This window comes from Psychroflexus sp. ALD_RP9 (assembly GCF_017311165.1).
In the GTDB taxonomy this organism is placed as follows: domain Bacteria; phylum Bacteroidota; class Bacteroidia; order Flavobacteriales; family Flavobacteriaceae; genus Psychroflexus.
In genome coordinates this window covers 2,302,037-2,324,298 of sequence record NZ_CP062973.1, presented here as the reverse complement: position 1 = coordinate 2,324,298, position 22,262 = coordinate 2,302,037, and the positions used below count along the sequence as shown (strand labels likewise).

Below are 22,262 nucleotides of genomic sequence, written 5' to 3'. Positions count from 1 at the left end.
ATATCAGATAAAAATTCATATTTATCAAAATCTAATCATTTAGTGGTCTTTCCTTCCATTTCTGTAAAAATATAGTCAATCGGCTCCCAAAGTTCTATTTTACGACCTTCACCATCCATGATATGAACAAACTTACCATAATCAAAGCTTTCAATATCATCTAGAATACTAACACCTTTGCTCTTTAGCTGCTCAACTAAAGCTTCTATATTTTGAACGCGATAATTAATCATAAACTCTTTTTCTGAAGGTTTAAAATAATCACTATCATTTTTAAAAGGACTCCATTGTAAATAATTAATTTCTTCAGGTTTATGGGCATTTCTAAATTCGAAACTTGAGCCCCATTGATTAACCTCAAGTCCTAAATGTTCAGCATACCAATTTCGAGTTTGTTCTGGGTTTTCCGAAAAAAAGAAAATGCCGCCAATTCCTGTTACTTTTGGTTGTGTTTTATTAGCTTTTGAAGCATCTTTCATCATAATTTTTGTTTTTCAATGTACGAAAAAAATAAATCAAAGCTAACTGTATTAGATTTTAGCTAAAAATGGCGTTCTAAAATCTAAATTCTTAAATATGATTAAAATTAGTATCTTAGAATTCTACTAAAACTGTATAGTTAGTTATACATCATCATATATTAATTATAAGATTTAACTAAAATGAAAAAGTTATTTAAAATAGCTTCAACAGCTTCAATAGTTTTGTTCGGTATTTTTTGGATTTTAAGTCAATTTAATTTTTTAACAGATTACATCTCAACTGATATTAGAAATATTTTTGTGCTCATTTATTTATTTACGAGCTTAAAATACTTTAAGCTTGAATTAAACGACAAAAAAACTGAAATTAATAAACTGAAAATGCAATTAAAGCAAAACCATAGAACTCGATAACTAAAGTCTTAAAACATCTATTCAAATTAAAATATGAGAATATACAAGCCAATTTTTATTTTTATTGTTCTACTAGGATTAAATTCCTGCAACAATCCGTCATCAAAAGTAAGTTTTCCTGAATTTGACACTTGGAAGCCTTATGACGAATCAGCTATTATAGATTCTAGTCAGCAAAATGATAATCCTTTACTGCGTTATCAATTAATACAATCATCTATTTTAGATAAAAATGAGCTTTTAAAAATCATTGAACCTCAGCTTAAAGGATTCACTAAAGACATATATCATGAAATTTTTCCTTTGATTTATGAGAATAGCATTACAGAAATTCAAAAGCATATTTCACATAATAAGCTAAGCTACAAGCTATTAACACAATGGTATTTATTCCGTATTGCTTTACATGAAACTAATCGATATAAAAACCTAAATGCTATTATTTCTATTAATCCTAATGCTGTAGCTCAAGCTGAAATGTTAGATGAAAGAAAAAATGAAAACATTCACCCTATTTACGGAATGCCTATCTTATTAAAAGATAACATCAATACTTCTAAAATGCCAACAACAGCCGGCGCGATAGCCTTAATTAATAATCGACCTCATCAAGATGCTGAGATTGTGACAAACCTAAAAAATCGTAAAGCCATTATTTTAGGAAAAGTTAATCTTAGTGAATGGGCAAATTTTTTGTGCAATGGTTGTCCAAACGGCTATTCTGCTGTTGGTGGCCAAACCATGAATCCTTACGGACCGAGACGTTTTGATACTGGCGGCTCAAGTTCTGGAAGTGCAGCAAGTGTTGCTGCCAATTATGCTGTAGCAGCTGTTGGAACCGAAACTTCGGGGTCAATTTTATCACCTTCTAGTCAACAATCTTTGGTCGGTCTTAAGCCTACAATTGGTCAATTAAGTCAAAATGGAATTATACCTATATCTAGCACTTTAGATACGCCTGGACCTATTACAAGAACTGTTTCTGATAATGGTATTTTATTATCAGCGATGCGAAGCCAAACAAAAACTGAAGATTATTTGTTGAAAACTATTGAAGAACCTTCTAAACTTCGGTTGGGCGCTATTAAAGCCTATATGAAAGATTCATTGTATCTTCAATCTATTGATATTTTTAAAAATAATTCTTTAAAAATTGAAGTCATTGAGCCAAAACCTATGAATTTTAGTGGATTTTTAGCATTACTCAATGGCGATATGAAGCGAGACCTCAAAGCTTACCTTAAGCAGTTTGCTTCAGACTCTGTTAAAGTTAAAAGTGTTTCTGATGTGGTGAATTTCAATACTAAAGATTCTACTCTTCATATGCCTTACGGACAAGCAAGACTAAATGGTATTGTTCGTCAAGATTTAAATGACATTGAACTTGATTCTATTCGGAAAAACTTAATTCAATCTGGAAAAACTTATTTCGATCGATTGTTTGATAATTACCAACTCGATGCTATTTTGTCAATTAATAATTACAATGCAGGTCAAGCTGCTGTTGCCAAATACCCAGCAATTACTATTCCGATGGGCTACAGCAAATCAGGTAAACCTAAAGGCTTAACTATTATCATGAAATCAGGGCAAGAACAAAAACTGTTAAGCTTAGCTAAATTTTATGAACAACTTACAAACTATCGAAAACCGCCACAGGAAGACACAAAAAACATTCAACCATAAATTATTGAATTAATCGATTGTAGATATTATTTTTCACTATTTTAATAAATTTCTAATTTTTATTAATCCCAAATCAACCAATTCACAACTTCTAAGCTTTTGTGAAAATTAATTTTTGTTTATTTGTAGTGTTAACAAGCTAAACGCTTTTATGCCTAAGAACAAACCCAAAATAAGTGGACTAATAATAACGCTTAATGAAGCGAATAATATTGCTGAAGTCATTAATAATCTTGACTTTGTAGATGAAATTGTGATTGTTGACTCTTTTTCTAATGATAAAACAGCAGAAATAGCACAGCAGTTTCCAAAAGTAAAATTTATTCAAAATGCGTTTGATAATTTTACAGATCAAAGAAATTTAGCTCTTGACCATGCTAAGCACGAATGGGTTTTGTTTTTAGATGCTGATGAACGCCTTACACCTGAGCTTACCAAAGAAGTCATATCCGAAATCACTTCAACAGAAACTGCAGATGCTTATTTTTTTAAGCGCAAGTTTATGTTTAAACAGCAACCGCTTCATTTTAGTGGCTGGCAAACCGATAAAAATATTCGTTTATTTAAAAAGTCAAAATGCCGTTACACTAAAGAACGCTTAGTACATGAGATACTTAATGTTAAAGGTTCAACTAAAACATTACGCCATCAACTCATTCATTTCTCGTACCTTGATTATGATAGTTATAAAGCTAAAATGAAAAGTTATGCTAAACTAAAAGCTAAAGAACTTTTTATAAAAGGTGTGAAGCCCAACTTCTTTCACTTTTATATTAAGCCAGCTTATAAATTTTTACATGCTTACCTCATAAGGTTGGGTTTTTTGGATGGCAAAAAGGGATTAATTATTTGTTATTTAAATGCCTTGAGCGTTTACCACCGCTACCCTGAATTAAAAAGGCGTCATGAACACCAACAGCAATTACAAAAAACTTAGCGTGACTTAAACTTTCGTTTTAAAGCCTGTTTTTTATGAAATTTTCTTTGAAATTCTGATGTGTAGTGCCATAATAAAGTAAATACTTCCTCATATGTTTTACTATAAAGCTTAGCATACTCATCAGCCATGACTTCAATCATCTCACGCTTTGGAGTTAGTCTACTTAAATTTTTCATTCGGCTATCAAAATCTAATGTTCTAAATCTCATCCGGTTTAAGTCAACAAGTTTAAACTCATATCCGCCTTCTGGCAAAGTGTAGATTAATGTATTTCCAGGTGAATGATCTAAAAATTCTACTTGTTTTTCATGTAGCTTAAATGAAAAACGTGTAAAGGCTCGAAGTATGTCTTCATAATGAGGTACATCAGCTGTATCGACCAAATCTCTAAAGGTATAATCAGGCACGTCATGCAAGCTAATGTAGTAAGATTTTGAAATACCAAACCAGGAATAAAATTCAATATAACCAACAGGCTCTGGCGTTCCAATACCTTTTTTTAGAAGCATATTTGCAAAGCTAAAAGATCGTTCAGCCTTAGATTTCCTAACAAATTTATAAGCAAATTGATTGATTAAATTAGGGACTTTAAAGGCTTTGAAATTTAAAGTTTGATTACCTAAATCTATTAGTTTAATTACATTGCGGTCACCATTACCAAAAATTTTACCACGCTGATTAAAATGCTTAATTTGATCTATTAAGAAACTTTTGTGTTTTTGGAAATTAGACGAAAATACTGCTTTCATGAAATTTATAAAAGAGTGGCAAATTTATAGTATAAATTGAGTTTTTAGATAACTTAGGCGCTAATATTTTAAAAACTTAAAAAGATAGTTACTTTTGTTTAAATTTTAATGCATGCCTGAAACTTTAAAATGTAGTCTTGTTACACCAACTTATAATTGGCCTGAAGCACTTGAGCTCCTACTATCAAGTATAAAACAGCAGGTTGTTTTGCCTGATGAAGTTATTATTGCTGACGATGGCTCTAAGTCAGAAACAAAAGCACTCATCGATAAGTTTTCGGACAATTTTCCTGTACCGCTTATTCATATTTGGCATGAAGATAAAGGTAATCGTAAACCAAGAATCATGAATAAAGCGATTGCTGCAGCTCAATTCCCTTACATTGTTGAAATTGATGGTGATATTATTATGCACAAAAACTTCATAAAAGACCATCTGAAATTTGCAAAAGAAGGCTACTACTTGTATGGTTCTCGCGCTAATATTCAACAATCTCATCTTGTAAACTTATTTTCTCAACAACAAACCAACTTTAACTATTTTTCTAAAGGTATTAAAAAACGCGGCAGAACCATTCACATGCCGTTTCTTACGCAATTTTATAAACCTGTTTCCGAGAGATCAAGAAAATTACGAGGCTGCAACATGTCCTTTTGGAGACAAGATTTTATAAAAGTAAACGGTTTTAACGAAAACCTTGTAGGTTGGGGCATCGATGACTCTGAAATGATTCAACGTTTACACAATATTGGCATTAAAGGTAAACGCTTAAAGTTTGCGGGGATTGCTTATCATATTTTTCATCACGAACAGTCTAAATCACATATTGAAATTAATCAAGCCATTGAAGATCAAACTACAAAACTAAAAATAAAACGCTGTGAAGTAGGTGTTGACCAATTTTTATGATTTATAAATTTCCTTTAATGCTTTTGCTTGACGAACTGAACTAAATTTTTGTTCTACTAAAGCTTTATTTTCTGATAACTTTCTTAAAAACATATTTGGCGATTGCTGGAGTTTTTCAATACAATCGGCCATTTTTTTGTGGTCTTTTTTATGTACTAAATATCCATTTAAACCATCTTCTATTACTTCTTCAGCAATTCCTACTCGGGTCGAAATAATATTAGTTTCAAAATAAAGCGCTTCTATAAGAGAAGTTGGTCCTCCTTCACGTTGTGAAGTCAATAAAAAAACATCAAAAAGGGTATTAAAATTATAGGCATGTTCTTTTGAGCCTAAAAATGAAAAATGTTGACTAAGGTTTAAGTCGACTATCTTTTGTTGAAGCAGTGGTGTTAATTTTGAAAAACTACCAACTTGATAAAAATGTATATTAGAATTTTTGCGTTTATTAATAAGTTCATCAGCAACTTCAATGAAAGTGTCTAGATCCTTAGCTGCTGAGTGGTTAGCAATATTGCCCACAACAAATTTTGAAGAGTCTACTGATAGATGATAATCTACTTCCTTAAAGTCAAGATCAAACGAATCATTGACTACACATAATTTCTGCTGATTTTTATTGGTCAACATCGACTTAAAATGATGTTTAACATAGTTTGAAACACAAACAATATGGTCAATTGAACTCGAATTATACTTCAGTCGACTTAAAAAACTTGAACTATTACTGATTCCTTTTTTTTCGAAAACCACCTTAGGATTAATAGATTTATAAATTGAAGCATAAAAACATAATGTTAATGAACAGCTTGTATGTAAATGAATTACTTCGGGTTTAAATTGTTGAATCACTTCAAAAAAACGACTAATATTTTTAATTGACTTCAATTTTGGGGTTTTAGAAGCAAAAAATGGTATTTGGTTTTTAGAAGCATGTTTTTCAACAGGTGAATTTTCAATACCAAAAATAGCATTGTCTATCTGATTAAGATGTGTCACTAAATTAAATAACTGTTGCTCATTACCACCCCAAGAATTCGCACCAGAAACATGTAATACTTTCATTATTTGTAAACTTAAAACAAAGATATGCTAAATTTGTGGCATGAATTAAAATACCATAAAAGCATTTGATTACAGACATGCAAGCAGATATTACAAACGCGCTCAAAACCTTAAACAACGGCCAACTTCTACTCTATCCTACCGATACTGTTTGGGGCATTGGTTGTGATGCTACAAATGCAGAAGCCGTTAAAAAAGTGTACCAACTCAAACAGCGTAATAACTCTAAAGCACTTATTTGTCTCGTTAAAGATTTTGAAATGCTTAAAACTTATGTGCCTTATTTACCGCCTAATCTAGTTGAAATTTTAAATCATACACAAAAGCCAACAAGTATAATTTATAGTCATGTAAAAGATTTTGTACCAAATCTTCTCGCTGAAGACGGCAGCGTTGCTATTAGGATTTGTAAAACGGAGTTTTGCCAAGCCTTACTTTCAGAATTTGATAAACCTATTGTTTCTACATCGGCAAATATCAGCGGCGAACCTACACCAAAAGACTTTAACGAAATTTCGCCTGAAATTTTAAAAGGCGTTGACTATGTTGTAAATTTGCAATCAACAAATACGGCAAATGCACCATCTCAGTTATTAAAAGTTCATCAAAATGGTTGCATTGAAGTAATTCGCCCTTAAATATGTCTAAAACACATTATACTGAAGCCTTACAGCATCAATTATTTCCAATCATTACCAAAGCAGCAGACAAACTTAGTCTTGAAACTTACGTTATAGGTGGTTTTGTACGCGATTATTTTCTGAAACGAGAACAAAAAAAAGACATCGATATTGTTTGTGTTGGTGATGGCATTCAGTTAGCAAAAGCTGTGGCTGAACTTTTACCAAACAAACCAAAAGTACAAGTGTTTAAAACCTTTGGAACTGCCATGCTGAAGGCTTTTGATGTAGAAGTTGAATTTGTTGGCGCAAGAAAAGAATCTTACACTGAAAATAGTCGAAAACCAAGTGTTGAAGTTGGTAGTTTAGAAGACGACCAGAACCGTAGAGATTTTACAATTAACGCGTTAGCTTTAAAATTAAACTCTGAAGATTTTGGTAAACTCCTAGATCCGTTTGATGGTTTAGAACATCTTAAACAGCAACTTATTAAAACACCACTAGAGCCAAACATTACTTTTTCAGACGATCCATTACGAATGCTGCGTGCCATAAGATTTTCGAGTCAATTAAATTTTTTTATTGATCCAAAAGCGCTTGATGCTATCGCGCAAAACAAAAAACGGCTTCGTATCATTTCGAAAGAGCGAATTGTTACTGAAATTAACAAAATCATGAAAACCCAGCAACCATCGCAAGGGTTTAAACTTTTACACAAAACTGGTTTACTACCTCTTATTTTACCAGAACTAACTGCGCTTGAAGGTATAGATGAAGTTGATGGCCAACGCCATAAAGACAATTTTTGGCATACTTTAGAAGTAGTTGATAACATTTCTCGAGAAACCAATAATTTATGGCTTCGCTGGGCGGCCTTATTACATGATATCGGTAAAGCACCAACCAAAAAATTTAGCAAACGTAATGGTTGGACCTTTCATGGGCATGAATTTATAGGCTCAAAAATGGTCTATAAACTATTTAAACGACTCAAAATGCCTCTCAATGATAAAATGAAATACGTCCAGAAATTAGTGTTACTAAGTTCTAGACCTATTGCAATTGTTGATGATAATACCACTGACTCGGCTGTAAGACGTTTAGTGTTTGATGCCGGTGATGATATTGAAGATTTAATGATGCTATGCGAAGCAGACATTACAACTAAAAATACCAAGCGTTATGAGCGATATCACAATAATTTTAAAATTGTTCGCCAACGGATCAAAGATGTTGAAGAACGGGATAAAATTAGAAATTTTCAGCCTCCAATCTCAGGGAAAATTATCATGAATCATTTAAATATTGAACCCTGTAAAGAAGTTGGTTTAATTAAAAATGAAATAAAAGAAGCTATCCTAGAAGGTGAAATTCCGAATGAATATGACGCTGCTTTTAAATTTATGCTAAAAACTGCTAAAGCTTACGGTTTTAAATCTAAGGCTTGATTCATGCTAATTTTACCTAAAAAAATAACCCGTTCAAACTTAAATTCGGTGCTTAAATTTAAATTTGCAATATGTTTAGAAAATCTGTAAAAATTTCATTAATCCTAATTTATTTAGTGATTATTGCTGGTGCCGTAGTTAGAATGACTGGTAGTGGCATGGGTTGTCCCGACTGGCCAAAATGTTTTGGCTATTACATTCCACCAACCGAAGAAGAACAATTGCAATGGCATGCTAACCAAGATTATTTTGAAGGCCAAGTTATTATTGTCGATGAAACTTTAAAAGTAGCCAAGCAAAGTTTTAAATCATCTAAAGGCTATAATCCCGATAACTGGAACAGCTACGAAAAACATGATTATGCGACATTTAATGCGGCGCACACTTGGGTAGAATATATCAACCGCTTGTTAGGCGCCTTGTCTGGTGTGGCTATTTTAATTATGACAGTTTTATCGTTTAAACAAAGAAAAAAATCTTTTAAAATTCCATTATTTTCAATAATCACATTAATCTTACTCTTGTTTCAAGCTTGGCTTGGAGCAACTGTGGTTTATTCTGTTTTATCTCCTGTTCGCATCACTTTACACATGCTAGTAGCCTTAATTATTGTAGCTTTATTAATGTACATTTTGAAGATTTCAACTAATTCTAAACCTAAATACAACACTACAAATTCATTTCATTACTTAATATTATTGGCTGTAATCTTGAGTTTAATACAAGTTGCTTTTGGCACACAAGTTCGCCAATTTGTAGATGAACAGGTTAAAGTTTTCGGATATTCAGCGAAAGCAATGTGGTTAAAAGACCCAGATACCATGTTTTACATTCATCGTTCATTTTCTATTTTAGTATTGATTGTAAACTTGGCGATAGTTTATATTAACCAAAAGCAAGGATTAGGTTTCAAATTAGTTAAATGGATGATTGGCCTTATTATTTTTGAAATTTTTACAGGAATACTCATGTTTTATTTAGATTTTCCATTTTTATCACAACCTTTGCATTTAGTCATTGCAGCTTTATTATTTGGCGTGCAATTTTATATTTTATTACAAAGTTTTGAAGCAAAATCGACTAAATCAATACATAAAATAAAACAATAAATGATATTCAAATTCCGCATTATACTTGACATCTTAGACGATGTATTTAGAGATATTGAAATTAGAGATACCGATACTTTAGAAGATTTTCATAACTCAATTACGCAAGCATTTGGCTTTGATGGTACCGAAATGGCGTCCTTTTATAAAAGTGATGATGAATGGAATCAAGGCGAAGAGTTTTTACTATTTGACATGAGTGAAGGTCAAAAATCAGTGCGAATGATGAATGAAACAGCGCTTGATACCGTCTTTTCTCGTGAAAATACTAAAATGATTTATGTTTACGACTTTTTTAATATGTGGACGTTTTATGTTGAATTAGCCGATATAACTGAACCACAAGATGGTCAAGATTACCCGAACTTAATGTTTGCCCAAGGTCACTTACCTGAACATCCACCTGAGAAAGAATTTACAGCTGAAAAACTTGACGAGCTAAATGATGAAAGCTTTGAAGACGGTTTTGACGATCAAGATTTTGAAAATTTAGACGATTTTGATTTTGATCAAAACTGGAATTAAATTATCAAATCTTCAAATATTTATTTAGTTCGGTAACTTCAACTGAAGTTAGTTTACCATCACAAATTTTTAATATATCTTAATACTCATTTCCTTATGCTCAATCTATATAGCGCCCAAATTGAAAGTTTATCTATTCATCGTGTTGGCAATAAAAGCCGTAACGAATCTTTATTTCTTTCTGAAGAAGCTTATCAACTTTCAGATGAATTGACTCCATTAATTAAAGAATATTTTCTCAAATCTTTTAGAGATAAAGAAGAAAATTATTATCAATTTGTTCATGAAACTGACTTAGAATTTCACCAGCTGTACAATTTTGCTACTGAAATTTTTAATAATCCGCTCAAGGCACACGAAGTTTCTAAGCAAGTTACACGCTATTTGTTTGAGCAGTCTATGCATCAGCATATTAAAGGTGGTGAAGTTTATGTCGTTTACTTTGAAAATGTTTTGGTGGATAATGAAAAAGTTGATGCAATCGGCATTTTTAAATCTGAATTAAAACACGATTTTTTACAATTTCAAGAGCAACAAAATAACCTTGAAATGATTTTACAACAAGGTGTTTATTTAAACAAGCTTGATAAAGGTGCCTTAATCTTAAATACTGAAAAAGAAGAAGGTTATAAAATCCTGTCTGTCGATTCTAATAAATACGATACGAAATATTGGTTAGAACAATTTTTAGGTGTAGATTTTTTTCAAGATGAAAATTTTTACACTAAAAAATACCTGAAATTTTGCGAGAATTTTGCCAAGGACGTGGTTTTACCAGCTGAAGATAAACAGCAAGAAGTATTGTTTATGAATAAAGCTATGAATCATTTTGCCTCAAATGATAATTTTAATGAGCAAAACTTTTTAACTGATGTACTGGAAAACCCTGGACTTGAACCTGAATTTAAAAACTATAAAGAAGAACAAGCGCCCAAATATAAAATTGAAGATTTAAGTGATTTCCCGATTTCAAACACAGCTGTAACTGCAGCTCGAAAAAAAGTAAAAAGTGTAATTAATCTTGATACTAATGTTCAAATAAAAATGGACTTTGTAAGTGGTGCTAGCGCAGATAAATTTATTGAAAAAGGTTGGGATGAAGAACGCCAAATGTATTACTACTTAGTCTATTTTAATAAAGAAGAGAAAAAGTAGGTCACTAAATGTAACATTTTCAAAATATGAGCGTTAAGCTAAAAACCTACCTATGATAAAGTCAACCATCACTTATTTGCTACTTGGTTTAACAAGTTTAAGTTTTGCTCAAACACTTACAGGAACTTTACTAAGTCAAGATACTAAAGAAAGTATTCCGTTTGCTACGGTTAGAATCACTGAAAATTACGGTGTTATTACCAATACAGAAGGCAACTTCTCTATTGTTGTTAATCAATTTACCGCAAAAGATTCAATTGAGTTTTCAAGCATGGGTTTTAAAACAAAACGCATAGCTATTGGTGATTTTAAAAACAATCAAGACATAACGTTAGAGACAGCAGTTAATGAGTTGGGCGAAGTCTTTTTAAAAGACCAATCTTTAACAGGACGTGAATTAATTGATAATTTCTTAAAAAACAAAAATAAAAATTACGCTACAGAGGCTAATTCTTACAATATCTTTATCAGAAACAAATACCAAACCACTTATAAAGATTATGGGTTTGAATTAAAAAAAGCAAATTATTTAAATAAAAAAGTTGAAAAAAACATCAATACAGAATTAGAAGCGCTTTCAAAATCAGTTATTGGTGAAACTTCTACTTACTTTACAGAAAAATTAGTCGATTTTAATTATTTAAACCAAGACTCTGTCCATCTTAAGCCTTATCGAGCTATTGAATTAAGTAGTAGTACTTCAAATAATGATGTTGAAGAAATTCAAAATCGCGCCTTCAAAAAGATTTTCGAAAAACTTGAAAATAGTAATAGCTTTAAAGTGCGCACATTTATTATACCAGTAGCCGATTCACTTGATTTATCAGGTGTCAATGAGCAACTTAAAGACCAACCCGACACTTTAGATGTAAAATCGGTTTCAAGAAGCATTAAAAACACCTTAAACAGATATACTTTTAGCAACACCTTATTCGAACCCTTAGCCGAACCAGACGATTACGTGTTTGAAATAGATGAAGTTACCAGCTTTAAAAACCAAATGGTTTACGTTGTTAATTATGCGCCAGATCGTAATCGCGCTAAATACAAAGGAAAGTTTTACATTACTGCAAAAGATTTTGCTATTGTTAAACTAACACAACAACTTGCTGAAGGCAAAAGTGAATCTAAATTAAATTTGAAATTTTTATTCGGTATAAAGTTTGATGCCTATTTAAATACAAAAGAGGTAACGTATTTTAAAACCGAAAATGGTACTTATTACCCAAAATACATCAAGTCTATTAACAAACAATATTTTTATTTAGATCGAAAATTTGTGTTTAAAGAAAATAATGATGACAGAAGTGAACGCCTTAAATTTAAACTTGAAATCTTAGCTGAAGCCGATAACACCAATGAATCTGAACTTTTTGTTGTTAATCAGCGACAACTTTCAGTTGAAGATTACAGCTTATTGAAAGAAGCTAAACCGATGATTATCGAGCAATTTAAAAACTACTCGCCTGAAATTTGGAAAAACCAAAACGTTTTAGAGGCAACAAAAGAAATTAAAACCTATTAAGTATGAGTAACCCGTTATTGCAAAGCTTTAACCATCCACCATTCGAACAAATAGAGACTAACCATTATAAGCCAGCCATAGAAAAAGCTTTAAAAGATGCACGTGAAGAAGTTGAAAACATAAGTGCATCAACCCAAGCTGCCAATTTTAAAAACACGATTGAAGCCTTAGAATTTTCAGGTTTACAACTTGATAGAATTGTAAGTGTTTTTTTCAATTTAAATTCAGCTGAAACCAATCCTGAACTTCAACAAATTGCACAGGAAATTTCACCTTGGCTAAGTGAGTTTAACAACGATATTTTACTTAATAAAGCTATATTCAGTAGAATTAAAACGGTTTATGAACAGCAAAACCAAGAAAATCTAAATCCCGAGCAAAAACGCTTATTAGAGAAAGTTTACAAGAACTTTACAAGGAATGGTGCTAATTTGAATGAAAAACAGCAGCAACGTTTAAGAGAAATCGATGCTAAATTAGCACGACTTTCACTAAAATTTGGTGAAAATGTTCTTGCAGAAACAAATAATTTTAAACTTCATATCACTGATGAGTCAAAAGTTGAAGGCATACCTGAAACTGTGCTCGAAAGTGCAGCAGAACTTGCTCAAAAAGAAGATAAAAAAGGTTATCTATTTACTTTAGATTACCCAAGCTTTATTCCTGTAATGAAGTATGCTAAACATCGTGAACTTAGAGAGCAGCTTTTAAAAGGTTTTGGCTCTAAAGCTTTTAAGGATAACGACTATAATAATGAGTCCCAAGTACTTCAAATTTCAAAATTACGTTTTGAACGCGCTCAACTTTTAGGTTATAACACACATGCCGATTTTATTTTAGAAGAACGCATGGCCAAATCGCCTGAAACAGTTAACGATTTTATACACGGATTACTTGAAAAAGCAAAACCTGCCGCTGAGAAAGAACTAAAAGATTTAAAAGAGTTTGCACATGAAACTGATGGGATTACAGATTTTCAAAAATGGGATCAAACTTATTACACCGAACTTTTAAAATCTAAAACCTTCAGTTTAAAAGAAGAAGATTTAAAACCTTATTTCGAATTAAATAAAGTTATAGATGGTTTATTTAAAATCACAACCAAGTTATATGGTTTAGAATTCAATGAAAATCAATCTTATGAACTTTACCATCCAGATGTTAAAGCCTTTGATGTTTTAGAAAATGGCAATCCAAAAGCTACACTGTATGCCGATTTTCATCCACGAGCTGGTAAACGTGATGGCGCTTGGATGACAACTTATAAATCTCAATACATAAAAGACGGTCAAAATGAAAGGCCTTTAGTTTCTATTGTTTGTAATTTCACTAAACCCACGCAATCGCAACCTTCATTACTAACGTTTAATGAAGTGACGACCTTATTTCATGAGTTCGGCCACGCTTTACATGCCATGTTAGCCAATACAACTTACCCATCATTATCAGGCGCTAATGTTTACTGGGATTTTGTTGAATTACCAAGTCAATTGCTTGAAAATTGGTGCTACGAACCAGAAGCCTTACAACTATTTGCCAAACATCACGAAACTGGTCAAGTAATTCCAGAAGAATTAATTGCTAAAATTAAAGCTTCTGCTAACTTTATGGAAGGCTTGCAGAGTTTGCGTCAATTAAGTTTTGGTCAATTAGATTTAGCGTGGCATGGAATCGATCCTACTGATGTAAGTGATGTTAAAGCACATGAATTAAATGCTTTTAAACCAACTGCGTTATTACCTGATATTTCTACTAATTGTATGAGCACGGCGTTTGGTCATATTTTTCAAGGCGGATATAGCTCAGGTTACTATTCATATAAATGGGCTGAAGTCTTAGATGCTGATGCTTTTGAAGCGTTTAAACAGCACGGCATATTTAACCAAACTATCTCTGATAAATTTAAATCAACAATTCTTTCAAAAGGTGGAACTGTTGAACCCATGCAATTGTACAAAGAATTTAGAGGGGAAGAACCTAATCCTGATGCATTATTAAAACGTGCTGGATTAATAGATTAAAATCAAGTCAAACCACATTAAATAAAAAAGCGACTTTATTCTAAACAAAGTCGCTTTTTTATCAATAATCAATCAACAAAATTTATTTTTTTGGTGGCTGTGATGGTCTCACTTCTATCTTACTAGGTAAGGTTCGTGGGTTAAGCTTAAACATATCAACCACTAATTCTCCCAGATCTTCAGGCTGAATTTTCCAGGCATCATTTGCATCAGGCTCATTGCCATTAAAATAGGTGGAAACTGAACCAGGCATAATTGTTGAAACTTTAATACCTTTATCTCGCAAATCTAGCATTAAAGCTTGTGTAAAACCAGTTACACCAAATTTACTAGCGTTATAAGCTGTTCCTTTTGCAAAGAAATTTGTTCCTGCTAAACTTGAAATACTTATAAAGTAACCTTTAGATTCTGTCAAGGCTTCAATGGTTGATTTTATAGTGTTAAAAACACCCGTCAAATTTGTATCGATAACCTGATGCCATTGTTCATGTGTAATTTCTTCAATACTACCAAAATGACCCAAACCTGCATTAGCAATCACATAATCTATTTGTCCAAACTCTTCTAAGCCTTTTCTTACAGCATTTTCGACGGCATCAAAATGTCTTACATCGGCTTCTAAACCTACGGCAACTTGTTCAGATTTATCAGCGTTAAGCTTTTCTGCAATTTTTTGAGCATCCGCTTTAGAACGGCTGGTTAAAATAACTTTGGTGCCTTCAGCAATTAATGCTTCAGCTATACCTAAGCCTATTCCTTTAGTTCCGCCAGTTATAAATGCAACTTTTGTATTCATTTGTATTATTTTTTACAAAAATAAAAGTCTATGTGTGGTTCTCGTTTCTTTTTTTAAAAGAATTAACGTCTGAAATTGAATTATATTCTAATTTTGCAATTCTATGAAAAAGAAAAAATCTCGCCAAAAACGACCACTAAAAACCGTTTTATTTAGATTAATCCTGAAATCTAGTCTATTTATAGGACTAATTATAGCTAGCTTTATTGGGAGTATTTATCTTGGCCTTTGGGGTAAATTACCTACAAAACAAGACCTTAAAAATTTAACTAATGCAGAAGCTTCGGTATTTTTAGATCGTAATAAAGTAACCCTAACTAAAATCTATCAATTTAACCGGGAATCGATAGATCTAGAACAATTGCCCCAATATGTAATTGATGCTCTAATAGCAACTGAAGATGTGCGTTTTTTTGAACATTCGGGCGTAGATTCAAGAAGTGTTTTAAGAGTTTTGTTTAAAACCATTTTAGCAGGTGACGATTCTTCTGGAGGTGGAAGTACGATTACTTTACAGTTAGCGAAAAATATTTACGGTAGAGAAAATTTTGGCTGGTTTAGTTTACCTGTTAATAAAATAAAAGAAGCCTTTACCGCTTTTAAATTAGAAGACATCTATAGTAAAGAAGAAATTTTAGAGCTATACTTAAATACTGTACCATTTAGCGGTAACACCTATGGTATTGAAAGTGCCTCTAAACGATTTTTTAGTAAACCCGCATCAGCATTAAGTTTAGCTGAAGCTGCTACTCTCATCGGAACTTTAAAGGCCAATCACAGTTATAACCCACGTTTATACCCTAAACGAAGTCAATTAAGACGCGATGTTGTAATTAAACAGATGCTTAGCTATAACTATTTAAGTCAAGATGAAGCCAACAAGGTGCTTCAACAGAATTTAAGTATAGATTATAATAGAGAAACTTCAACTGGTTCGGCGTTTCTCAACGAACGCTTATTTTCTGAGGCAGATAAAATCATTACACGTCTTAATGCAGAAAATAAAACGGAACTCGACTTAAAAACAAGTGGACTGACAATCGAAACAACTATTGATGCAAATGTTCAAAAGGCATTTGAAACAGAGTTGGTAAAACACCTCAAAAAAATTCAGCAGTTATTTGAAGCTGAATATCAAAACCAAAAACCATGGCAGCAAAAATCGGTTTGGCTACCTGTTTTAAAATCAACTAAAGTCTATAAAAACCTTATAAAAAAGGGGTTTTCAGAAACTGAAATTATAAAAGAGCTAAGTAAAAACAAGTCTATTGAAATTTATAATGGTAAAGAATATCAATTAAAAACAGCTTCAGTTGTAGATAGTTTACAAGAACAATTGAAGTTTTTGAATGCTGCTAGTTTAACTGTAGATCCTAAAAGTGGTGACATTTTAAGTTACGTTGGTGGTGCTGATTATCGCATATCTCAATTTGATGTTGTTCATTATGCTAAACGTCAAGTTGGCTCTACTTTTAAACCTTTTATTTATGCAACAGGATTACAATCTGGGTTAGAGCCTTGCTCCTATTTATCAGGAAATACGGTTACTTATACAGATTATGATAATTGGCAACCTCAAAACGCCTCTAAAACTGATGATGACAAGCACATGAATTATAGCTTAAATTATGCCTTAAGCAATTCGATGAATACGATTTCAGTCAAGGTATTAGAACAATCTGGATTAAAACAAACAATTAATTTAGCTCATGAATTTGGAATAACAAGTAGTATTCCCGAAAAACCTTCAATTGCATTAGGTGCCGTTAATTTAAGTTTTGAAGAGCTTGCAAGAGCTTACTCTGGGATTGTGAGTTCTAAAATTCCGATGCAACTTCAGTTGATTAAACGTATTCTTAAGGATGGAAAGCTTATTTATGAAGCGAAATCTACTGAATTTAAGACAAGTCCTTTAGCACAACAAAATCGACATAAATTATTAGCAATGCTAGGTGAAGTGGTAAATTCAGGAACTGCTAAATCAATACGGACAACTTATGGCATAAAAGATGCTATTGCAGGAAAAACAGGAACAACACAAGACAACAAAGATGGTTGGTTTATTGGCTTAACACCTCACTTAGTTAGTATAAATTGGGTTGGGCACAATCAACAAAGAATTGGCTTTAAATCTACAGGTTTGGGACAAGGTGCAGTTAGCGCTTTGCCAATTTTTGCAAATGCCTATAAGGCTTTGAAATTAAAAACAAATAGTTACTCAGCTTATCAATTCCCAGAGGTTAATCAGAATATTAAAAATCAATTAAATTGTGACCCTAAAAAACGTGACGGATTTTTAAAACGAATATTTAAAAAGAAAACCGAACAAAAAGATTTTGATGAAAAATCGAAAGAAGAAGAGAATGAAAAAAAGAGTTTTTGGAATATCTTTAAATCAAAAAAGTCTAAAGATTAGTTTTTAAAGGGCTTATTTTAATTAAGCTAATACTTTGCAATTGATTGTTGTTTTCTTCACTAGCGATAAATATTTTACCATCATCGGCAATTGCAATTCCTTCAGGTTGCGGAAAAACATCTTCATCAAGATAAATTAAATGTTGCGGTACTTGATGTTGATTCAGTATCATTAATTTTGGTGTTTTACCTTCGGTGATATAATATTTTGAATCAGCGTAAGCTATTTCAGAAAGCCAAAAATCACGAGAAGGATGTGATTGCGGGATTGAATTAAAAATTTCATGATTATCAGAAATATCAATAAATTCGGTCAATTTTTGGGTTGAAATTTGATATTTATATACCACTAATTGCGATGATGCTTTGATCTGATTACTAAATTTTACACCAAGAAGTAATTCATCTTTTGATAAAGCAAATAAACCTTCAACATCAATCCCTTTTTCATTAAAAAGTTTTAAAGTTTTAACTTCAGATAATGAATTATCATAGTTTTTAATTTGAAAAATAGTACCATCACTTCTTAAAACGTAAGCTGTTGAGTCAATAATTGTTATGCCTTCAAAATCACCTTCAGGTTCAAAATTAAATTGGTTAATAATTTGAGAGTTTTTAAGGTTATATATATAAATAATACCTTTTTCATCCTGAATACATGCCATTTTATCATCACCTAAATAGTATATCCCAGACACCTCTTTAAGAACTTCAGGTAAAGTCCATTGCTTTAAAACTTCAACTTTTGCTGTAGGTTTATACTCAAATATATACTTATCTTTCAGCAAAAAAATTACGCCTAAAATAAAGGCAGTAACTAGCAACAATGTAATACTCAACAAATATTTAGATCTCATAGATTTTTAAAAAGGGTATTTTGTAAATTTGTACAAAATTCAACAATGAATCAAACATCAGACCGGTTAATTTATAATTTTTTAGTAGAGCAATTTAATTTATCGACAAGCAAAGCAATTTATATCAATTTAGGTATTAATATAATTTTAGTCTTGATTTTTGGATATCTACTTTTCAAGACGTTAAGATATTTTGCTAGAAAATTCATGGATCGCTTAGCATCAAAAACCAAAACTGAGTTTGATGACTATTTAGTGAAAAATAATACATTTTTACACATATCTAACTTGATTACAGTTAATGTTGTTTCAAGCCTTTTACCTGTTATTCTCAAAGATTTTGAACATGTTTTAGATGAAGCCAACAAAGGTTTTTCGGTTATCATTACCATATTAGTGGTCTTGGTTATACGTAGTATATTATTAACCGTTAAAGACTTTTTAAGAACTATTAGTGCTTTTAAAGACAAGCCTATTGAAAGCTATATTCAGGTGTTTATGATTATAGTTTGGCTCATTAGTATTATAATTATTTTTTCTACAATCACGGGAAAACCGCTTTTAAAATTTTTAACAGCTTTAGGTGCATTTTCTGCAGTGCTACTTTTAGTTTTTAAAGACACTATTTTAGGTTTTGTTGCAAGTATACAAGTTACAGTTAATGATACAGTTAGAATTGGAGATTGGATCACGATGGAAAAGTATGGCGCTGATGGCGATGTTTTTGAAATTAATCTAGCCTCTGTTAAAGTACGTAATTTTGATAATACCATTACAACAATTCCTACTTACTACTTAATATCTGACTCATTCAAAAATTGGCGTGGTATGAGTGTTTCAGGAGGAAGACGTATAAAGCGTGCAATTTTAATTAAAGCAAGTAGTATAAAATTTTTAACTGAAAAAGAAATTAATCATTTAGAGAAAATTCAGCTGATTTCAGATTATGTCAACTCACGTCATCAAGAAATAAAAAATCATAACACTAATAATAACATTGATAAAAGTCTCTTAATTAATGGAAGGAACATGACCAATTTTGGCGCATTTAGAGCTTATGTAGACCACTATTTAGAGCAAAACAAAAACATTAATCATGAAATGATGATTATGAGCCGTCAACTTCCACAAACTGCTGAAGGTATACCACTTGAAATTTATGCCTTTAGTAAAGATAAAGTTTGGAAAAACTACGAGCGAATCATAGCCGATATTTTTGACCATTTATTAGCTTCAACTCTTTATTTTGATTTAGAAATTTACGAAAAACCAAGTGTTTCAGACATTAAATTGCTTCAATCAAAAAATTTAAATTAAATAAAAATTAACGAAGTCTGTAAGTTAGATAACATTTAGCTACAGCTTTTATTATTATTTTTGTCGCCCTATGGCAAAATCAAATTCAACCAAAAAACCACGCTGGAAATTACTTCATCAGTATTACACTTATACTGGTTTTTATAGTTTCCTAGGTCGTAGCTTATTAAAAGCTACTCCACCAATTATTATATTTATAGCAGTTTTATTAGGTATTCATTTTTTTGTGATGGATGTCAACTCGATGTTAGATTATGTCACAAATAATTTTCCAGATTATGGGGTTTTCATCGTTTTCTTTGCTTCAGAATCTATTTTAGGTTTAATTCCTCCAGAAATCTTCATCGCATGGTCAGGTAAATCAAGCATGCCTTGGATATATCTTTCAATTTTGGCTGTTTTATCTTATACTGGAGGTATTTTGTCTTACTTTTTTGGTCGTGGTGTTGCTAGCATTCCTTCTGTATTTGTTTATCTTGAAGTTAAAATGGCTAAACATATTAAGAATATGCGAAAATGGGGCGGCTTACTTATAATTGTGGGTGCACTATTACCTCTACCTTTTGCCATATCAAGTATTGCAGCTGGAATCATTAAATTTCCATTCGGAAGCTATCTTCTATTTGGTCTATTACGCTTACTCAGATTTGCTATTTATGGCGTAATGATTTTTGGTGCAATGTAGCAAATGGTTTCTGAAGTATTAATAACACTAATATGAATAAAATAAATCTCAAGATGAAATCTGTATCAACTTTTAAACATTTGATGTGGCTTTCTCTTAGTTTTATTTTACTAAGCTCGAATTGTTCTGCGCGGCATATTTTTCAAGAGGCTTTACAAGTTAAAAAAACAGAAGTTACCAACAAGAGTAAAACAACGCTTGCCTCGTCTTGCAAAATCGATTTTGAACAAGACTATTATCAGTTAAAACGAGAAAGCGAATCTCATCAAAAAGAAAACTTAACACCTGGCATAACGCCAAACTATTGTTTAAAAATTTATTTTGAGAGATCAACTCAGATTCCTCAAATAAGTTATTTTCTAAATCGCTGTTCGCTTCAAGTCCCTATCTATATCATTTTAAGTCGTTTACGTATAGATCTTTAAATCATAAGTTTTACAAATAACCTTTAAAGCTGTTACACTTTGTGATGGCAAAACTTATTATTTAATAAAAAGAATTTAAAATGACACAAGAAAATCAAAATTATTATGCTGGGCTTTTCAGCCTTAGCCTTCGTTTAGTTGTAGGTTGGACTTACTTTTCAGCCTTTTGGAGAAGAACAATCTTAACTGACAAACTAAATCCAGAATTACCTGGATATATAGGTGAAAAATTCAATCATTTTTTGCCAAACGCCATTGGCATAAAGCCAATTATTCAACATCTTGTAGAAAATCCTGATAGTTTATGGGTGGCTATGATAGGCTTTACCATAATTGAAGGTATTGTAGGTTTATTTATCATGTTTGGCCTATTTACAAGACTTATGAGCATTGGAGTTTTTATGTTAGCCATGGGCATATTACTTGGTTCAGGCTGGATAGGCACCACATGCTTAGATGAATGGCAAATCGGCGTCTTAGGAATATCGACAGGATTTGTATTGTTTATGACAGGTAGTAGCCAATATTCTATTGATCATCTTTTAATTAAGCGCTTTCCTAAATTGAGCCGTAAAAAATGGTTTAATATTTTAGGGTCAGGCCATTTACAAATTTCTAAAAGTATGCTCTCTAAAATCGTACTTTATGGCTCAATACTTATTTTTGGATTAACCTTATATACTAATCAAGTTTTTCATGGTGGACTTTGGGGAACATTACATAATAAGTCTGTTAAGCCCAAAATTGAAATAAATAATGCCCATATTAAAGGAAACACACTCAATTTTGAACTCTACAGAACTGAAGGTGTAGATGTTTATGGCGCTTGGATAATTAATTTGAAATTAAAAGATACAAGCAATAAAACAAGATTTAAACTAACGGCTGAAGACTTAGCATCACTAGACAAGTCAAGAATAGAAAACTTTTACATCGCCAAGATAAAACCAGGTCAACACAGTTTAATTGTTCCTTTAGGTGCAAAGGCTAATTTAAGCTTGGTAAACGAAAATATTGCTCAATTAGCGACAGGACAATATCAACTTGAAATTACTGATATAAGTGGCGCTAGTTGGTCTGTAAAGGTCTTGAAAAAGTAATCAAATTTAATTAATGTA

The 22,262-nt window shown here is 31.7% G+C and carries 21 protein-coding genes; 16 read left to right on the top strand and 5 right to left on the bottom strand.

Translation table 11 applies throughout. The annotated features are described in order from the left end of the window. Positions 1–35 precede the first annotated feature (35 nt). Positions 36–482: a VOC family protein gene (locus IMZ30_RS10920; RefSeq protein ID WP_242529660.1), complete on the bottom strand. Its 447-nt coding sequence runs from the start codon at positions 480–482 to the stop codon at positions 36–38. Positions 483–662: 180 nt separating this feature from the next. On the opposite strand from IMZ30_RS10920, the gene IMZ30_RS10915 reads away from it, so the two are divergent. The 3 genes from IMZ30_RS10915 (at position 663) to IMZ30_RS10905 (ending at position 3,519) form a co-directional block, all read left to right on the top strand. Then, entirely contained in the window at positions 663–896 is a 234-nt protein-coding gene (locus tag IMZ30_RS10915; RefSeq protein WP_207038333.1) for a hypothetical protein, read from the top strand. Positions 897–929: 33 nt separating this feature from the next. Next, on the top strand, positions 930–2,582 hold the full coding sequence (locus IMZ30_RS10910) for an amidase family protein (protein WP_207038332.1): 1,653 nt from the start codon (positions 930–932) through the stop codon (positions 2,580–2,582). A 151-nt stretch (positions 2,583–2,733) separates the two neighbouring features. Next, a complete protein-coding gene (locus IMZ30_RS10905) occupies positions 2,734–3,519 on the top strand; it encodes a glycosyltransferase family 2 protein (RefSeq protein WP_207038331.1) in 786 nt (261 codons plus the stop codon). On the opposite strand, the gene IMZ30_RS10900 is transcribed toward IMZ30_RS10905, so the two are convergent. Further along, positions 3,516–4,271 (bottom strand): Kdo domain containing protein, encoded by a 756-nt coding sequence (locus tag IMZ30_RS10900; protein WP_207038330.1) that lies wholly within the window; start codon positions 4,269–4,271, stop codon positions 3,516–3,518. The two genes, IMZ30_RS10905 and IMZ30_RS10900, sit on opposite strands and share 4 nt — an antisense overlap. A gap of 112 nt (positions 4,272–4,383) precedes the next feature. Here IMZ30_RS10900 and IMZ30_RS10895 point away from each other — a divergent pair, with 112 nt between their 5' ends. Then, a complete protein-coding gene (locus IMZ30_RS10895; RefSeq protein ID WP_207038329.1) occupies positions 4,384–5,181 on the top strand; it encodes a glycosyltransferase family 2 protein in 798 nt (265 codons plus the stop codon). On the opposite strand, the gene IMZ30_RS10890 is transcribed toward IMZ30_RS10895, so the two are convergent. Then, positions 5,176–6,246: a glycosyltransferase gene (locus tag IMZ30_RS10890; protein WP_207038328.1), complete on the bottom strand. Its 1,071-nt coding sequence runs from the start codon at positions 6,244–6,246 to the stop codon at positions 5,176–5,178. The two genes, IMZ30_RS10895 and IMZ30_RS10890, sit on opposite strands and share 6 nt — an antisense overlap. Positions 6,247–6,323: 77 nt before the next feature. Between IMZ30_RS10890 and IMZ30_RS10885 the strand changes: the two genes are divergently transcribed. From IMZ30_RS10885 to IMZ30_RS10855, 7 genes are all read left to right on the top strand, one after another. After that, positions 6,324–6,884 carry an L-threonylcarbamoyladenylate synthase gene (locus tag IMZ30_RS10885; RefSeq protein WP_207038327.1) on the top strand — a complete coding sequence of 187 codons (561 nt, stop codon included), beginning with the start codon at positions 6,324–6,326 and terminating at the stop codon, positions 6,882–6,884. A 2-nt stretch (positions 6,885–6,886) separates the two neighbouring features. Then, positions 6,887–8,314, top strand: coding sequence for a CCA tRNA nucleotidyltransferase (locus IMZ30_RS10880; RefSeq protein WP_207038326.1), 1,428 nt, complete (start codon positions 6,887–6,889; stop codon positions 8,312–8,314). Positions 8,315–8,385: 71 nt separating this feature from the next. Further along, a complete protein-coding gene (locus IMZ30_RS10875; RefSeq protein WP_207038325.1) occupies positions 8,386–9,423 on the top strand; it encodes a COX15/CtaA family protein in 1,038 nt (345 codons plus the stop codon). Then, a complete protein-coding gene (locus IMZ30_RS10870; protein ID WP_207038324.1) occupies positions 9,424–9,948 on the top strand; it encodes an IS1096 element passenger TnpR family protein in 525 nt (174 codons plus the stop codon). 96 nt (positions 9,949–10,044) lie between these two features. After that, positions 10,045–11,103 (top strand): nucleoid-associated protein, encoded by a 1,059-nt coding sequence (locus IMZ30_RS10865; protein WP_207038323.1) that lies wholly within the window; start codon positions 10,045–10,047, stop codon positions 11,101–11,103. 52 nt (positions 11,104–11,155) lie between these two features. Then, a complete protein-coding gene (locus tag IMZ30_RS10860) occupies positions 11,156–12,628 on the top strand; it encodes a carboxypeptidase-like regulatory domain-containing protein (protein WP_207038322.1) in 1,473 nt (490 codons plus the stop codon). 2 nt (positions 12,629–12,630) lie between these two features. Beyond that, positions 12,631–14,649: a M3 family metallopeptidase gene (locus tag IMZ30_RS10855; protein WP_207038321.1), complete on the top strand. Its 2,019-nt coding sequence runs from the start codon at positions 12,631–12,633 to the stop codon at positions 14,647–14,649. Positions 14,650–14,731: 82 nt separating this feature from the next. On the opposite strand, the gene IMZ30_RS10850 is transcribed toward IMZ30_RS10855, so the two are convergent. Next, positions 14,732–15,445, bottom strand: a complete 714-nt coding sequence (locus tag IMZ30_RS10850; protein ID WP_207038320.1) for an SDR family oxidoreductase — start codon at positions 15,443–15,445, stop codon at positions 14,732–14,734. A gap of 103 nt (positions 15,446–15,548) precedes the next feature. On the opposite strand from IMZ30_RS10850, the gene IMZ30_RS10845 reads away from it, so the two are divergent. Beyond that, positions 15,549–17,861 carry a transglycosylase domain-containing protein gene (locus tag IMZ30_RS10845; RefSeq protein WP_207038319.1) on the top strand — a complete coding sequence of 771 codons (2,313 nt, stop codon included), beginning with the start codon at positions 15,549–15,551 and terminating at the stop codon, positions 17,859–17,861. On the opposite strand, the gene IMZ30_RS10840 is transcribed toward IMZ30_RS10845, so the two are convergent. Next, positions 17,851–18,717, bottom strand: coding sequence for a hypothetical protein (locus IMZ30_RS10840; protein WP_207038318.1), 867 nt, complete (start codon positions 18,715–18,717; stop codon positions 17,851–17,853). The genes IMZ30_RS10845 and IMZ30_RS10840 overlap by 11 nt on opposite strands. 45 nt (positions 18,718–18,762) lie before the next feature. Between IMZ30_RS10840 and IMZ30_RS10835 the strand changes: the two genes are divergently transcribed. The 4 genes from IMZ30_RS10835 (at position 18,763) to IMZ30_RS10820 (ending at position 22,244) form a co-directional block, all read left to right on the top strand. Next, positions 18,763–20,034, top strand: coding sequence for a mechanosensitive ion channel family protein (locus tag IMZ30_RS10835; RefSeq protein ID WP_207038317.1), 1,272 nt, complete (start codon positions 18,763–18,765; stop codon positions 20,032–20,034). Between the two features lie 70 nt (positions 20,035–20,104). Further along, the gene (locus IMZ30_RS10830; RefSeq protein WP_207038316.1) at positions 20,105–20,719 is read left to right on the top strand and encodes a YqaA family protein; all 615 of its coding nucleotides are present in this window, start codon (positions 20,105–20,107) and stop codon (positions 20,717–20,719) included. A gap of 53 nt (positions 20,720–20,772) precedes the next feature. Continuing rightward, a complete protein-coding gene (locus tag IMZ30_RS10825) occupies positions 20,773–21,144 on the top strand; it encodes a hypothetical protein (protein ID WP_207038315.1) in 372 nt (123 codons plus the stop codon). A gap of 80 nt (positions 21,145–21,224) precedes the next feature. Next, on the top strand, positions 21,225–22,244 hold the full coding sequence (locus tag IMZ30_RS10820) for a TQO small subunit DoxD (RefSeq protein WP_207038314.1): 1,020 nt from the start codon (positions 21,225–21,227) through the stop codon (positions 22,242–22,244). The last annotated feature ends 18 nt before the right edge of the window (positions 22,245–22,262 follow it).

Excerpts from the sequence above, each read along its gene's own strand:
- IMZ30_RS10920 (WP_242529660.1), bottom strand. The coding sequence starts at position 482 with ATGATGAAAGATGCTTCAAAAGCTAATAAAACACAACCAAAAGTAACA.
- IMZ30_RS10915 (WP_207038333.1), top strand. The coding sequence starts at position 663 with ATGAAAAAGTTATTTAAAATAGCTTCAACAGCTTCAATAGTTTTGTTC.
- IMZ30_RS10910 (WP_207038332.1), top strand. The coding sequence starts at position 930 with ATGAGAATATACAAGCCAATTTTTATTTTTATTGTTCTACTAGGATTA.
- IMZ30_RS10905 (WP_207038331.1), top strand. The coding sequence starts at position 2,734 with ATGCCTAAGAACAAACCCAAAATAAGTGGACTAATAATAACGCTTAAT.
- IMZ30_RS10900 (WP_207038330.1), bottom strand. The coding sequence starts at position 4,271 with ATGAAAGCAGTATTTTCGTCTAATTTCCAAAAACACAAAAGTTTCTTA.
- IMZ30_RS10895 (WP_207038329.1), top strand. The coding sequence starts at position 4,384 with ATGCCTGAAACTTTAAAATGTAGTCTTGTTACACCAACTTATAATTGG.
- IMZ30_RS10890 (WP_207038328.1), bottom strand. The coding sequence starts at position 6,246 with ATGAAAGTATTACATGTTTCTGGTGCGAATTCTTGGGGTGGTAATGAG.
- IMZ30_RS10885 (WP_207038327.1), top strand. The coding sequence starts at position 6,324 with ATGCAAGCAGATATTACAAACGCGCTCAAAACCTTAAACAACGGCCAA.
- IMZ30_RS10880 (WP_207038326.1), top strand. The coding sequence starts at position 6,887 with ATGTCTAAAACACATTATACTGAAGCCTTACAGCATCAATTATTTCCA.
- IMZ30_RS10875 (WP_207038325.1), top strand. The coding sequence starts at position 8,386 with ATGTTTAGAAAATCTGTAAAAATTTCATTAATCCTAATTTATTTAGTG.
- IMZ30_RS10870 (WP_207038324.1), top strand. The coding sequence starts at position 9,424 with ATGATATTCAAATTCCGCATTATACTTGACATCTTAGACGATGTATTT.
- IMZ30_RS10865 (WP_207038323.1), top strand. The coding sequence starts at position 10,045 with ATGCTCAATCTATATAGCGCCCAAATTGAAAGTTTATCTATTCATCGT.
- IMZ30_RS10860 (WP_207038322.1), top strand. The coding sequence starts at position 11,156 with ATGATAAAGTCAACCATCACTTATTTGCTACTTGGTTTAACAAGTTTA.
- IMZ30_RS10855 (WP_207038321.1), top strand. The coding sequence starts at position 12,631 with ATGAGTAACCCGTTATTGCAAAGCTTTAACCATCCACCATTCGAACAA.
- IMZ30_RS10850 (WP_207038320.1), bottom strand. The coding sequence starts at position 15,445 with ATGAATACAAAAGTTGCATTTATAACTGGCGGAACTAAAGGAATAGGC.
- IMZ30_RS10845 (WP_207038319.1), top strand. The coding sequence starts at position 15,549 with ATGAAAAAGAAAAAATCTCGCCAAAAACGACCACTAAAAACCGTTTTA.
- IMZ30_RS10840 (WP_207038318.1), bottom strand. The coding sequence starts at position 18,717 with ATGAGATCTAAATATTTGTTGAGTATTACATTGTTGCTAGTTACTGCC.
- IMZ30_RS10835 (WP_207038317.1), top strand. The coding sequence starts at position 18,763 with ATGAATCAAACATCAGACCGGTTAATTTATAATTTTTTAGTAGAGCAA.
- IMZ30_RS10830 (WP_207038316.1), top strand. The coding sequence starts at position 20,105 with ATGGCAAAATCAAATTCAACCAAAAAACCACGCTGGAAATTACTTCAT.
- IMZ30_RS10825 (WP_207038315.1), top strand. The coding sequence starts at position 20,773 with ATGAAATCTGTATCAACTTTTAAACATTTGATGTGGCTTTCTCTTAGT.
- IMZ30_RS10820 (WP_207038314.1), top strand. The coding sequence starts at position 21,225 with ATGACACAAGAAAATCAAAATTATTATGCTGGGCTTTTCAGCCTTAGC.